The organism is Streptococcus sp. A69 (assembly GCF_058556195.1).
The window spans coordinates 134,967-148,154 of record NZ_JBZUJU010000002.1; the positions used below are offsets into that span (position 1 = coordinate 134,967).

Sequence of the window (13,188 nt, forward strand, 5' to 3'; positions counted from 1 at the left end):
GGCGTTTAATTATCTGAGAATATATAAAAAAGCTGAGAAATTCCTCTCAGCTTTTTATACATACTATTAGATTTGTTAAAGTGAAGTCAAAAAAGTGATTCCACCTAAAATAACACCAGCTGAATTTGGAATGATTAGTATCCAATCCTTCTTAGGTTCTTTTGTCCATCCATAAATAACCCAAATTAAACAAGATACTGCTGCGGATAAAGGCTGGAATGGTTGAGCTTTGTTGCCTTGTAAATTGGCAAAAATTTGTGGGATGTAGGCGATAAATACAATAATTCCAATAAAGGCCCCGATTGAACCGACAATTCGATTAATTTTTTGTTTTGTCATATATACCTCCTTTAAAAAGATATCATAGAAATTAGCGAAATGCAATAAATTCAGACACAAATTGTAACGAAAATCAATACAAAAGCACAAAAATGGAGAAATTGTTTATTTTTCGTTATAGTCAAAGCGAATGACTTGCTCTTTTGCATCCACATAAGCATAGACGCCAAAGGGCACAATAGCTCTTGGTGTGGCGTGCCCAACGTTTAGATTATAGACAATCGGGATATTGCTATCAATGATGTCCATTAGTGCCTCCTTATAGTCGTCATAGAAGGTTTCATCCATAGGTTTCCCGACCAAGAGTCCACTGATGACCTCAAATACCCCAGTTTCTTTCAAAGCCTGTAACATTCTTTTGAAGTCTTCCGGTTCAGGCTTTTCTTCACTTGTTTCTAGCAAGAGGATCTTTCCTTCCCAGTCGGATAAGTCAGGGAAGAGTTTGTATTTTTGGCAGAGCTCCGTGCTGTCTGCGTATCGAGAATTGTCAAAGATATCATAGAGGGACTCAAGACAACCACCGAGGATTTCTCCCTCAAACTGAGCATTTCCTTGTAACAAGTCAAAGCCTGTATTTACATGACTGATACGAGCTGTTCCCAGAGCCTTGGGACTAAAGTCAGTTCGTTCTTCATACCAAAGGTTGCTAGGGCGGATTTCTGAGATTCTCCCAGTCTCGATCAGTTCTTTAAAGTAGTGAAGGCTATAGGATAACATCTCCTTGTCCAATTCACAAATGTCTGCTAGAAAGGATTGTCCATAAAAAGTCTTGATTCCTAGTTTATGCAACATAAGGTGGTTCATAGTGGTATCCGAGAAGCCAAGAAAAATCTTTTGTTTGATAACTTTTTGTAGTTGGTCATTTTCAAAAAGGTAGGGTAGCAAGCGATAGGTATCATCCCCACCGATGGCGCATAGGATCATGTCGATGCTATCGTCCGAAAAGGCCTGCATCAAATCCTCTGCACGCGTCTTGGGATGATCCTTGATAAAGTCCAAGCCCTTTAGCGAATGGGGCAAAAAGACAGGATTGAGTCCAAGATCCTTGAGACGCTGGATACCTAGCTCCACTTCATGTTTGACAAAATACTCTCCGATAACACCACTAGACAAACTAACAATACCAATAGTAGAAACCATACCTCATCCTCCTAGAAATTGATTGAGCCTATTTTATCACAAAAGGTGAGAGAAAACTACAATAATGAGACTCAGAAGTGCTATTGAATCTCAAGAAAGCAAGAAAAAAAGCAACCGCCTTTGCAGTTGCTTTTCGTTTTTCTAATCTCGCTAGATATGAGTTACTTGGTCAACTCTTGATTATAAGAGAGGGCCAAATCAATCCAGTAAGGAAGTTCTTTTTGACCTTCTATATCTAAGTCTATATAGCCGTGATAAAGGCGTCCCCTCATCAATGTAGTATGAGCTCCTGTTCGGGGTAGAACTTGCTTTTCTATTTCTTTGCCAATTCTGACCATAACCAGTTCGTCCTTTCTGGAACTGACTGTAAGGACCATTTTCCCACGAATCATAAAGGCAAGGCCACCAAACAGTTTCTTTTCTTCTAGCTCTTCTTCGAAAATTTGGGGAGGAAGTTTGAGTGCTAGAATTTTTCGAATCTGCTGAGCTAAAGATTGACTATATGCCATAGCTTTTCACTTTTCTTAATAACGTGATGGGCCTGCGCTTGCGCTTCGGATATTGAAGCGTTTCTTGAGATAGAAGCGAAGGGCGAGAAGGGCCGCTCCTAGGACAGCCAAAGGCAGTGGAGCAAGAATTGGATTGAGAGCTGCTGGTAGGAAGCTTCTTGCGAAGAAGACAGCCAACCAGAGAACCATAGCAGCGAGGATGACGAGGATTGATTTCCAGAAAGGAGGGCGCTGGCTACGATCTGTGTCTGGTCCATAGTACTGGTAGACAAAGTAGTACATCAAGTAGAAGGCAAGTCCTCCTACAAGTCCAACCAACAAGAGGGTAATCAACCCATAGCCAATAGCCTGATCTGTAGAGAAGAAGGTAGTCAGAGCGCTAACCAATGCAAAGAGACTGGTGATAAAAAGGGCTGAGTCCATAATCATGAGTTTTGGATCATCATTTTCTTTTGGATGCTCTTTTTCATATTGCTCTTTGACAGTGAAGCTATGAGCCCAGTGGGTTGGAGCCCCGTAGAGGGAACGTGCAGTCGTTCCTTTGGCTTGCTCTTCAAGGATTTTAGGAATGACTTCCTCAAAGATAGCCTTGATTTCAGCGTCTGTTTTACCATCTTTGATAAATTGTTGGGTAGCGATGTGGATAAACTCTTGGTTTTTCTTAGTTAATTTTTGTAAATCAATCTGAGACATAGGGATTCCTCTTAGAACCATTTTTTATGGATGAGATAGAGAGTGAGCGAAACACTCAGAGCAAAGGCGATAAAGACGATTAACCAGAAGGCGTGAGGCTCACCGTTTAGAGGGATTTCATTATCCTTAAAGTTCATCCCGTAGGCTGAGAAGATCATGGTTGGGATAGACATAACGATGGTCACGAGAGCCAGGGTCTTCATGATGTTGTTCTGGTTATTGGAAATGATAGAGGCAAAGGTCTCTGTCATAGAGTGAAGGACGTTTCCATAAATATCTGCCATCTCAATGGCCTGTTGGGTTTCAATCAGAGTGTCTTCGAGTAGGTCTTCGTCTTCTAGGTATTTCTTGATATTGCTAGTTGCGCTGGTCAATTTCTTAATCACGCGCTCGTTCGTCTTAAGTGAGGCCTTGAAATAGACGATGGTCTTTTCCAATTCCATGAGCTCGATCAGCTCTTCGTTTCGAGTAGACTTGTGAAGTTGACTTTCGATTTGTTCACTCTTACGGTCGATCGAACGAAGGGCCGTAAGGTAAAGTTCGGCGTTGCGGTAGAGAATCTGGAAGATAAAGCGTGAACGCATGAAGGTGTAAAAGTTGCGCAGTCTACGGTTGATAAAGACATCGAGAACGGGGAGGGATTCCAAGCAGGTGGTGATAATGGTTTCCTCGGTGATGATAATCCCCAGCGGAATCGTAACGTAGTAGGTACGATTGTTTCTTTCCTCTGTGATGGGAACGTCCACGATGATCAAAGTATACTCGTCTTCGATGGTAATACGGGACATTTCTTCCGCATCGAGCGGTGCTCGAAGGTCGGCAATGTCAATGTCGAAGGCGTTAGCGATTTCCAACGATTCATTTTGTGTAGGATTGACGAGGTTGATCCAAGTACCCGGTTCAAGCGTGTCGATCTCTTTAAATTCAGTTGTTGTTGAGAGAAAAACTTGTTTCATATCCCCTATCCTTTCCTACTATTCAGTGATTCATTTTTTGCACCGTACTATTATACTATAAAAACAGCTTTTTGGGTAATAGAATTTCACATTTTTTGGTATAATGGAAAGCAATAATGGACTAGAAAGAACAAAGATGCAAGATAAAATTGTGATTCATGGGGCGCGTGCCCATAACTTAAAAAATATTGATGTGGAGATTCCAAGAGACAAGCTGGTTGTTGTGACTGGTTTGTCAGGTTCTGGGAAATCCAGTCTGGCCTTTGATACCCTCTATGCTGAAGGTCAACGTCGCTATGTGGAGAGTCTATCTGCTTATGCCCGTCAATTTTTGGGCAACATGGAAAAACCAGATGTAGATGCCATTGATGGCCTCAGCCCAGCTATTTCCATCGACCAAAAAACGACTAGCAAAAACCCGCGCTCGACCGTTGGAACGACGACTGAAATCAATGATTATTTGCGTCTCCTCTACGCACGTGTGGGGACGCCATACTGTATCAACGGGCATGGGGCTATCAAGGCTTCTTCTGTGGAGCAAATTGTGGATAAGGTTTTGGAATTGCCAGAACGCCAACGTCTGCAAATCTTAGCTCCTGTCATTCGTAAGAAAAAAGGGCAACACAAGAGCGTCATTGAAAAGATTCAGAAAGACGGTTATGTCCGCGTCCGTGTGGATGGGGAAGTTTATGATGTGACCGAAGTGCCAGAGTTGTCGAAGAGCAAGCAACACAATATCGATGTCGTGGTCGACCGTATTGTCATTAAGGAGGGCATTCGTAGCCGTCTCTTTGATTCCATTGAGGCTGCCCTTCGTATCGCAGAAGGTTATGTCATTATCGACACTATGGACGATTCTGAGTTGCTCTTCTCTGAGCATTATGCCTGTCCAGTTTGTGGATTTACTGTTCCAGAGTTAGAGCCTCGTCTCTTCTCTTTCAATGCTCCTTTCGGCTCTTGTAGTGAGTGTGACGGTTTGGGTATCAAGCTAGAAGTGGATACTGATTTGGTAGTGCCAGACGCCAGCAAAACTTTGCGTGAGGGAGCCTTGGCACCTTGGAATCCTATCTCATCTAACTACTATCCAAACATGCTAGAGCAGGCCATGACAGCCTTTGGAGTAGATATGGATAAGCCTTTTGAAGACTTGTCAGAAGAAGATAAGAACTTGATTCTTTATGGCTCAGATGGCAAGGAATTCCATTTCCATTATGAAAATGAATTTGGTGGTGTGCGTGATATCGACATTCCGTTTGAGGGAGTCGTCAATAATATCAAGCGTCGTTATCACGAAACCAATAGTGATTACACGCGCACCCAAATGCGTCTCTACATGAATGAGCTGACCTGCGGGACTTGTCACGGCTACCGTCTCAATGACCAGGCCTTGTCTGTCCGTGTGGGTGGGGAGAAAGGACCCCATATCGGAGAGATTTCAGACCTGTCTATCGCAGACCACTTGGCTTTGGTGAGCCAGTTGACTCTGTCTGAAAATGAAGCCATTATCGCCCGTCCCATTCTCAAGGAAATCAAGGATCGCTTGACCTTTCTCAATAACGTAGGTCTTAACTATTTGACTCTGTCGCGTTCGGCAGGAACCCTTTCAGGTGGGGAGAGTCAGCGTATTCGCTTGGCGACCCAGATTGGATCCAACCTATCAGGTGTCCTATATATCCTGGATGAGCCGTCCATCGGTCTTCACCAGAGGGATAATGACCGCCTGATTGCTAGTCTGAAAAAGATGCGTGACTTGGGCAATACTCTCATCGTGGTGGAACACGACGAAGATACCATGCGCGAGGCGGATTATCTGATTGACGTTGGTCCGGGTGCCGGTGTTTTTGGTGGAGAGATTGTTGCTGCAGGAACGCCCAAACAGGTGGCTCGCAACAGCAAGTCTATCACTGGTCAGTACTTGTCAGGAAAAAGAGCGATTCCAGTGCCAGCAGAGCGCCGTTCCGGAAATGGTCGCTTTATCGAGGTGACAGGAGCGCGTGAGAACAACTTGCAAAATATTACCGCTCGCTTCCCATTAGGAAAATTCATCGCAGTGACAGGGGTGTCAGGTTCAGGGAAATCGACCCTAATCAACAGTATTCTCAAAAAAGCAATCGCTCAGAAACTAAATCGCAATTCAGATAAACCTGGTAAATTTAAAACGATTACGGGGATTGAGCATGTAGACCGCTTGATTGACATTGACCAGAGCCCGATCGGACGGACGCCGAGGTCCAACCCAGCTACCTATACGGGAGTTTTTGACGATATACGTGACCTCTTTGCCCAGACAAATGAAGCTAAGATTCGAGGCTATAAGAAGGGCCGTTTCAGTTTCAACGTCAAGGGTGGTCGTTGCGAAGCCTGCTCAGGTGACGGGATTATCAAGATTGAGATGCACTTCTTGCCAGATGTTTACGTGGCTTGTGAAGTTTGCCATGGGACTCGCTACAACAGTGAAACCTTAGAAGTCCACTATAAGGAAAAGAATATCTCGCAAGTCTTGGACATGACGGTTAATGACGCAGTCGAATTTTTCCAACACATTCCCAAGATTCAACGTAAACTCCAGACTATCAAGGATGTAGGGCTGGGCTATGTAACCTTAGGACAACCAGCTACCACCCTTTCAGGTGGAGAAGCCCAGCGTATGAAGTTAGCTAGTGAACTCCACAAACGCTCAACAGGTAAGTCCTTCTACATTCTGGATGAGCCGACGACAGGACTTCATACGGAGGACATCGCTCGTCTGCTCAAGGTTTTAGCACGTTTTGTAGACGATGGCAATACAGTCCTCGTTATCGAGCACAATCTAGATGTTATTAAAACAGCAGACCATATCATCGACTTGGGACCTGAAGGCGGTGTTGGTGGAGGAACCATCATTGCAACAGGAACCCCAGAAGAAGTAGCGGCCAACGAAGCCAGCTACACAGGGCAGTATTTGAAAGGAAAGTTAAAATAAGATTTAAAAGGCTCTGCTTTTTTAGGCAGAGTCTTTTTTATAATAAATCACGAATTTTTTCTTTTATAAATGGGTTAAGAGAATAGTGTTTATCCAGATATTCTAGGAGTGCTTGAGCAGACTCAGAAATGCGTTCGTAACCTTGCAAAAAGTGAGGCAATTGCTTGGCTTCCTTTGGATAACCTTCTTCAAATCGTCTGTTGGTATTAAAGATATCTATAAAATTAGATTTAGAAGTTGTTTCCAAACTGATTAGTTCAGTCCAAAGCTTGACGGCTCTGTTTTGTATTAAATCATAAGCAGCTAATTTTTCGCCTCGCTGATAGCGACCTAGCCCTAAATATAGATTACATAAAATTTCTCCCAACAGCCATTCACGGTCTCTGTTATCTTTTGATGGCAGTCTTTGTGGCTGACAGATTGTTTCATCAAAACCGACCTCCTTCCAGATAATCTTGCCTTCAGAGAAGGGGATGTTTACTAGTTCGTGAGCTTCAAAGACAGCAAATTCACAAAAAACATCATCTTCAAATAGAACTTTATGTCCATCCACTGTATTTTGGTAGTGAAATGCAATTGGTTCTAGCTTACTTAACCAGGTTAGGTCTTGGATATAAGTCTGCTTGTAGCCATCTTTTACAATAACAAAGAAGTCTAAATCTGAGTACTGATCCAATCGTTCTCTTTCTGTTCCGCAAGAACCAAGTGCCAGCAAAGCTAGTGCTTGGTTCGAATTTTTTAGAGACTGACCAATATCATCTAGTCTTTGTAACAGCAATTCTGTTTTATTCATATCGATACCTCATTCTTTCTTGTTTAACAGAAATTATACATTAAGCGCTTTCAAATGTCAATTTTATCTAATCTTAGCTATATAGATTGTATTATTTTCGGTATTTTTTTGCTATAATAAATTAAATCATTTTACGGAGGTTTTCTCATGTTATCAAGAGTTGAAAAATTTGAAGCAGCCTTAAAACAGACAGAGTGTGATGCTGTCCTAGTAACCAATCTGAAGAATATCTACTATCTGACTGGTTTCAGCGGGACAGAGGCGACAGTTTTCATTAGCAAGTCGCGTCGGATTTTCCTGACGGATGCGCGCTATACCCTGATTGCCAAGGGCGTGGTTGAGGGCTTTGACATTGTGGAAACGCGCGATGCGGTTGGTGAAATTGCTAAAATTATAGCGGACGACAAGCTGGAAAAAATTGGCTTTGATGACGAGATTTCCTATGCTTACTTCAAGATGCTGGAAAGTGTGTTTGCTGGTCATGAGCTGGTTCCAATGACTGGTTTTATTGAAAATCTGCGGATGATCAAGGATGAGCAAGAAATCGCAACCATTCGTAGGGCCTGCCAGATTTCTGACCAAGCCTTCCTAGATGTACTGGATTTTATCAAGCCCGGTGAGACGACTGAGCTAGCCGTTATGAACTTTTTAGATGCCCGTATGCGCCAGCTAGGTGCTTCAGGTGCCTCTTTTGATTTTATCATCGCTTCGGGCTACCGCTCTGCTATGCCACATGGCGTGGCTAGTGACAAGGTCATTCAAAAGGGTGAAACCCTGACCATGGACTTTGGTTGCTACTACAACCACTATGTCAGCGATATGACGCGGACAGTTCATGTGGGGCAGGTGACAGATGAAGAGCGGGAGATTTATGATATTGTCCTGCGCAGCAATCAAGCCCTCATAGATGCAGCCAAGGCTGGTCTCAGTCGAATTGATTTTGACAGGATTCCGCGCCAGATTATTAACGATGCAGGCTACGGTCCTTACTTCAGCCACGGGATTGGACATGGGATTGGTTTGGATATCCATGAAATTCCTTACTTTGGCAAGTCAGAAGAGCCAATCAAGGCTGGCATGGTCTTGACCGATGAGCCGGGTATTTATCTGGATGGAAAATACGGGGTGCGTATCGAGGATGATATCCTGATTACAGATAACGGTTGTGAATTGTTGACTCTAGCGCCGAAGGAATTAATTGTTATTTAAGAAAATTAAGATAAATCATTGACTTTTATATTTTAAAGGTTTATACTGATAGACGAAAACGGTAGGTGAGGCTACCATAGGGATACGGATGACTACCGCAAAGCAGTGGAGACACTACTCGTTGGTCAACAGTCCTGGTCGCGAAGGCCAAGACTAAGCTCATTACATCGCCCTATGGAGTTAAAGCTTGAACGAAAAAACAGATAGTTAGTTTTTTAATCCTGCCATTTTATGGTGGGATTTTCTACTGTTTTAGAACAAGGAAAGGAGACAAACGATGCAAATTGACGATCATCCAGAACCGCACATACACAGCCAATCGCTGATTTGTGTCGTTCTGCCCTTATAAAGTGATTGGTCTCTGTGTATGAAACACATCATTCATACAGATAGGAGAAACCAATGAAAACTACAAAAGAAAGATTAGCAACAGCTATTCAAACATCATTAAAAGATAGTCTCGCTTTTTATCATACAAGTCTAGATGGACTGGGCCAAGAACAAGTTGAAGAAAACCGTGATCTTTATGGAGAAAATACTATCACCAAGGGTCAAGAGGATTCAATCATTAAAAAGATTTACGAGTCTATCATCAATCCATTCACAATAATTTTGCTTGTGATTGCCTTCATTTCTCTCGTTACAAACGTCTGGCTTGCCAAACCTGGTCAAGAAGATCCAACGACATCTATCATTATCGTTGTCTTAATTTTGATTTCAGGAGGTATCCGTTTTGTCCAAGAGTTGCGAAGTGATAAGGCAACAACCAACCTTTCAAAATTGATTGTCAACACTGCAACGGTTATTCGGGAAGGTCAAGTGCAAGAATTACCGATTGATGATTTGGTGGTAGGAGATATTGTGAAATTAAGTGCAGGGGACATGATTCCTGCAGATGTCGTCTTATTTGAATCACGCGACTTTTTTATTCAACAGTCAGGTTTGACTGGAGAAAGTGATGCGGTCGAAAAAATTGCTTTAGAAAAAGTGCAACAACCCTCATTGGATAGTTTGCTAGAATCTGAATCCCTCGCTTTTATGGGAACAAATGTCATATCTGGTAGTGCAAAAGCGATGGTTTTGGCAGTTGGTGATCATACTATGATGGGAGCTATCGAACAGACTCTGAATACCTATGATGAACCAACTTCTTTTGAACGTGAAATGAACACCGTTTCATGGTTGCTCATTCGATTAATGCTGGTCATGGTTCCCATTGTATTTTTCACCAATGGTTTGACAGACGGTGACTGGTTGGAAGCAGGTGTCTTTGCACTTAGTGTTGGTGTGGGTCTTACACCAGAAATGTTGCCGATGATCATTACAGCTAGTCTAGCAAAAGGTTCTATCATCATGGCTAAAGAAAAGGTTGTGATTAAAAAACTCAATGCCATACAGGACTTAGGTGCCATCGATATCTTATGTACAGATAAAACAGGGACTTTAACTCAGGACGAGATTGTGTTGGAATATCCTTTGGATATCCATGGAGATTTGGACCTTACTGTCTTACGTAGAGCTTATCTAAATTCTTATTTCCAAACAGGTTTAAAGAATTTGATGGACCGAGCTATTATCAAACGGACAGAAAAAGAAGCGAAAGAACACAGCCTTCTACAAAATCTAGATCAAACATTTCAAAAAATTGATGAACTTCCCTTTGACTTTGAACGTAGACGGATGAGCGTCATTGTAAAAGATGATGAGGGGACTGTTAGTATGGTGACCAAGGGAGCCTTAGAAGAAATGCTCACGATTTCATCTCGTGTAGAGTATCATGGCGAAATAACTCCTTTGACGGATGCCATTCGTGCAGAAATCTTAGCAGAAGTCGGACAATTAAATAAACAAGGGCTACGTGTCTTAGGGATTGGCTATAAGACGGATATACAAGAAGGCTATAGTTATACAGTCAAAGATGAAAAGGATATGATCCTGACCGGTTATCTTGCCTTCTTGGATCCACCAAAACCTTCAGCGGCACCTGCAATCAAGGCTTTACTTGAACATGGTGTTAAAACTAAGATTTTAACTGGGGATAATGAAAAAGTAACGCAAGCCATCTGTGAGAAAGTTGGTTTGGACATTGAACACATCCTTTTAGGGGTAGATATCGACCAAATGTCAGATGAGCAGTTGGCAGAAGTGGTTGAAAGTGTAACAGTATTTGCTAAATTGTCTCCTGACCAAAAAGCTCGCATCATTCTACAGTTAAAAAGAAATGGTCATGGTGTTGGTTATATGGGAGATGGTATTAACGATGCTCCATCTATGAAGGTGGCAGATGTTGGCATTTCCGTTGATACTGCAGTAGATATTGCCAAAGAGACTGCTGATGTCATTTTGCTAGATAAGGATTTGATGGTGCTTGAAAAAGGGCTGGTTGAAGGACGAAAAGTCTATGCTAATATGACTAAGTACATTAAGATGACAGTTAGTTCAAACTTTGGGAATATATTCTCTCTTCTAGTTGCAAGTATCTTCTTGCCATTTCTACCAATGTCTCCTGTTCATCTAATTGTCCTAAACTTAGTTTACGATTTATCTTGTGTGGCCTTGCCGTTTGATAATGTGGATCAAGACTTCCTAAAACAACCCCATACATGGGAAGCAAAATCCATTACCCGATTTATGGTTTGGATGGGGCCTATCTCATCTATCTTTGATATTTTGACCTTTATCTTCCTTTACTTTATCATTGTTCCATTGATGACAGGACATGATTATGTTCATGGGTCTGAATCAGCCCTTCAGTTTATTATCTTTTTCCAAACAGGATGGTTCATCGAATCTATGTGGTCTCAAACAATGGTCATCCACATGCTTCGTACAGCAAAAGTTCCTTTTGTACAGAGCAGACCAGCCTGGCTTGTGATTTTGATGACTTTAGTTGCTGCCTTTTTTGTAACCAGTCTACCTTATGGACCGCTAGTACATATCCTTCGTTTAGCTCCATTGGGACTGCCTTACTTCTTGTTCTTAATCTGTATTATTTTCTTGTATATGTTTAGTGTCACAGTTATTAAGAAATTTTACATTAAGAAGTACAAGGGATGGCTATAGTTTGTGATTTGTCAAGAAAAAAGTACGAAAATCGCTAAAAAAGTTAAATTTTTTTAAAAATAGGTCCCAAGTCGGATGTTTTTTATGGTATAATAGACTAAACTGATAGTAACATGTAGCGAAAGGGGTAGGTACATGATCAAAATTTATACAGTCTCAAGTTGTACTAGCTGTAAAAAAGCGAAAACTTGGCTCAATGCCCACCAGTTAAGTTATAAAGAACAAAATCTTGGTAAAGAAGGAATTACGAGAGAAGAGTTATTAGACATTCTCACGAAAACCGATAATGGAATTGCCAGTATCGTTTCATCGAAAAACCGCTACGCTAAAGCTCTTGGAGTTGACATTGAAGATTTGAGTGTCAATGAAGTGCTCAACTTAATCATGGAAACACCACGGATCTTAAAGAGTCCGATTCTCGTTGACGAGAAGCGCCTACAAGTCGGCTATAAAGAAGATGATATCCGTGCCTTCTTGCCACGCTCTGTCCGTAATGTAGAAAATGCAGAAGCACGTCTACGTGCAGCTCTATAAAACATCAAGGCTGGGAGTGACTCCTGGCCTTGTTTGCTCTTTTTTCAAAAATCATGTGAGGAATTATGAAAAAGTTACTAATTGCTAGTTTTGCTCTCCTCTTTTTGCTTGCAGGATGTGGGCAAAAAAAGGAGGCGACCTCTCCTTCAATATCGGAGTCTGAACCTCTCCAATCCAACCTTCCTGTTTTGGATAATGCCGAAAAAAATACGGTGATTACCAAGACACTGCTGATGCCAAAGTCGGAAAATGGGACGCAACAGACTCAAACGATTACTTATAAAGGCAATCAGTTTTTAACCTTAACCATTCAGCAAAAACGACCTGTTGGGGATGAACTCAAGACCTTTATCTCTGAAAATGGCCTAGAGGAGACGCAAAAAGCGCTTCAAGAAGCAGAAGAAAAGGATGATACTATCCAAGAGGCGCGCAAACTGGCAGGATTTACACTGGAAACCAAGCTACTCAGCGAGACAGAAATCCAGACCACAACAACTTATGATTTTCAAGTTTTGGATATCAAAAAGGCATCTCAGCTAGAATATTTAAAAAATATCGGTCTTGAAAATCTCTTAAAAAACGAACCTAGCCAATATATTGCAGATAGAGTGGCAAATGGGGCGACAGAACAATAGAAAATCCAAATAAATAGACTGACTTATTTGTAGAACGTCAGGGAATGTGCTATAATAGTACTATTCTAAGGAAAGAGGGTGTTAGAATGGGATTTACTGAAGAAACTGTACGGTTTAAATTGGATGATTCCAATAAGAAAGAAATTAGCGAAACGTTGACAGACGTCTATGCTTCGTTGAATGACAAGGGCTACAATCCGATTAACCAGATCGTCGGTTATGTATTGAGTGGAGACCCTGCCTACGTTCCTCGTTACAACAATGCACGAAATCAAATCCGTAAGTATGAGCGTGATGAGATTGTTGAAGAACTGGTACGCTACTACCTTAAAGGACAAGGAGTCGATCTATAATC

12 protein-coding genes and 1 riboswitch are annotated in these 13,188 nt (G+C 41.8%); of the genes, 6 read left to right on the forward strand and 6 right to left on the reverse strand.

Going from position 1 to position 13,188, the window contains the following annotated elements; all coding sequences use genetic code 11:
- Positions 1–75: 75 nt before the first annotated feature.
- From AC4ME5_RS04660 to AC4ME5_RS04680, 5 genes are all read right to left on the reverse strand, one after another.
- Complete coding sequence (locus AC4ME5_RS04660; protein ID WP_033585832.1) at positions 76–339, reverse strand: SemiSWEET family transporter; 264 nt, start codon at positions 337–339, stop codon at positions 76–78.
- Positions 340–444: 105 nt separating this feature from the next.
- On the reverse strand, positions 445–1,479 hold the full coding sequence (locus AC4ME5_RS04665; RefSeq protein ID WP_491800191.1) for a S66 family peptidase: 1,035 nt from the start codon (positions 1,477–1,479) through the stop codon (positions 445–447).
- A gap of 161 nt (positions 1,480–1,640) precedes the next feature.
- Positions 1,641–1,988 carry a hypothetical protein gene (locus AC4ME5_RS04670; protein WP_096421577.1) on the reverse strand — a complete coding sequence of 116 codons (348 nt, stop codon included), beginning with the start codon at positions 1,986–1,988 and terminating at the stop codon, positions 1,641–1,643.
- Positions 1,989–2,003: 15 nt separating this feature from the next.
- Entirely contained in the window at positions 2,004–2,681 is a 678-nt protein-coding gene (locus AC4ME5_RS04675) for a DUF1129 domain-containing protein (protein ID WP_491800193.1), read from the reverse strand.
- Between the two features lie 11 nt (positions 2,682–2,692).
- Positions 2,693–3,637 carry a magnesium transporter CorA family protein gene (locus AC4ME5_RS04680; RefSeq protein ID WP_033605858.1) on the reverse strand — a complete coding sequence of 315 codons (945 nt, stop codon included), beginning with the start codon at positions 3,635–3,637 and terminating at the stop codon, positions 2,693–2,695.
- A 136-nt stretch (positions 3,638–3,773) separates the two neighbouring features.
- Here AC4ME5_RS04680 and uvrA point away from each other — a divergent pair, with 136 nt between their 5' ends.
- Positions 3,774–6,599 carry an excinuclease ABC subunit UvrA gene (gene uvrA / locus AC4ME5_RS04685; protein ID WP_096421581.1) on the forward strand — a complete coding sequence of 942 codons (2,826 nt, stop codon included), beginning with the start codon at positions 3,774–3,776 and terminating at the stop codon, positions 6,597–6,599.
- 37 nt (positions 6,600–6,636) lie between these two features.
- On the opposite strand, the gene AC4ME5_RS04690 is transcribed toward uvrA, so the two are convergent.
- Complete coding sequence (locus tag AC4ME5_RS04690; protein ID WP_491800196.1) at positions 6,637–7,392, reverse strand: hypothetical protein; 756 nt, start codon at positions 7,390–7,392, stop codon at positions 6,637–6,639.
- Between the two features lie 147 nt (positions 7,393–7,539).
- On the opposite strand from AC4ME5_RS04690, the gene AC4ME5_RS04695 reads away from it, so the two are divergent.
- From AC4ME5_RS04695 to AC4ME5_RS04715, 5 genes are all read left to right on the forward strand, one after another.
- Positions 7,540–8,601 (forward strand): M24 family metallopeptidase, encoded by a 1,062-nt coding sequence (locus tag AC4ME5_RS04695; protein WP_491800198.1) that lies wholly within the window; start codon positions 7,540–7,542, stop codon positions 8,599–8,601.
- A 55-nt stretch (positions 8,602–8,656) separates the two neighbouring features.
- Positions 8,657–8,808, forward strand: a riboswitch (M-box (ykoK) riboswitch).
- Between the two features lie 195 nt (positions 8,809–9,003).
- Positions 9,004–11,664: a magnesium-translocating P-type ATPase gene (mgtA, locus tag AC4ME5_RS04700; protein ID WP_491800200.1), complete on the forward strand. Its 2,661-nt coding sequence runs from the start codon at positions 9,004–9,006 to the stop codon at positions 11,662–11,664.
- A 135-nt stretch (positions 11,665–11,799) separates the two neighbouring features.
- Complete coding sequence (spx, locus tag AC4ME5_RS04705; protein ID WP_000591165.1) at positions 11,800–12,198, forward strand: transcriptional regulator Spx; 399 nt, start codon at positions 11,800–11,802, stop codon at positions 12,196–12,198.
- 65 nt (positions 12,199–12,263) lie between these two features.
- Entirely contained in the window at positions 12,264–12,833 is a 570-nt protein-coding gene (locus AC4ME5_RS04710) for an SP0191 family lipoprotein (protein ID WP_491800213.1), read from the forward strand.
- A gap of 86 nt (positions 12,834–12,919) precedes the next feature.
- On the forward strand, positions 12,920–13,186 hold the full coding sequence (locus tag AC4ME5_RS04715) for an IreB family regulatory phosphoprotein (protein WP_000507059.1): 267 nt from the start codon (positions 12,920–12,922) through the stop codon (positions 13,184–13,186).
- Positions 13,187–13,188 lie beyond the last annotated feature (2 nt).

Bases quoted from the DNA above. Each gene is read 5' to 3' on its own strand.
- AC4ME5_RS04660 (WP_033585832.1), bottom strand. From the start codon at position 339: ATGACAAAACAAAAAATTAATCGAATTGTCGGTTCAATCGGGGCCTTT.
- AC4ME5_RS04665 (WP_491800191.1), bottom strand. From the start codon at position 1,479: ATGGTTTCTACTATTGGTATTGTTAGTTTGTCTAGTGGTGTTATCGGA.
- AC4ME5_RS04670 (WP_096421577.1), bottom strand. From the start codon at position 1,988: ATGGCATATAGTCAATCTTTAGCTCAGCAGATTCGAAAAATTCTAGCA.
- AC4ME5_RS04675 (WP_491800193.1), bottom strand. From the start codon at position 2,681: ATGTCTCAGATTGATTTACAAAAATTAACTAAGAAAAACCAAGAGTTT.
- AC4ME5_RS04680 (WP_033605858.1), bottom strand. From the start codon at position 3,637: ATGAAACAAGTTTTTCTCTCAACAACAACTGAATTTAAAGAGATCGAC.
- uvrA (WP_096421581.1), top strand. From the start codon at position 3,774: ATGCAAGATAAAATTGTGATTCATGGGGCGCGTGCCCATAACTTAAAA.
- AC4ME5_RS04690 (WP_491800196.1), bottom strand. From the start codon at position 7,392: ATGAATAAAACAGAATTGCTGTTACAAAGACTAGATGATATTGGTCAG.
- AC4ME5_RS04695 (WP_491800198.1), top strand. From the start codon at position 7,540: ATGTTATCAAGAGTTGAAAAATTTGAAGCAGCCTTAAAACAGACAGAG.
- mgtA (WP_491800200.1), top strand. From the start codon at position 9,004: ATGAAAACTACAAAAGAAAGATTAGCAACAGCTATTCAAACATCATTA.
- spx (WP_000591165.1), top strand. From the start codon at position 11,800: ATGATCAAAATTTATACAGTCTCAAGTTGTACTAGCTGTAAAAAAGCG.
- AC4ME5_RS04710 (WP_491800213.1), top strand. From the start codon at position 12,264: ATGAAAAAGTTACTAATTGCTAGTTTTGCTCTCCTCTTTTTGCTTGCA.
- AC4ME5_RS04715 (WP_000507059.1), top strand. From the start codon at position 12,920: ATGGGATTTACTGAAGAAACTGTACGGTTTAAATTGGATGATTCCAAT.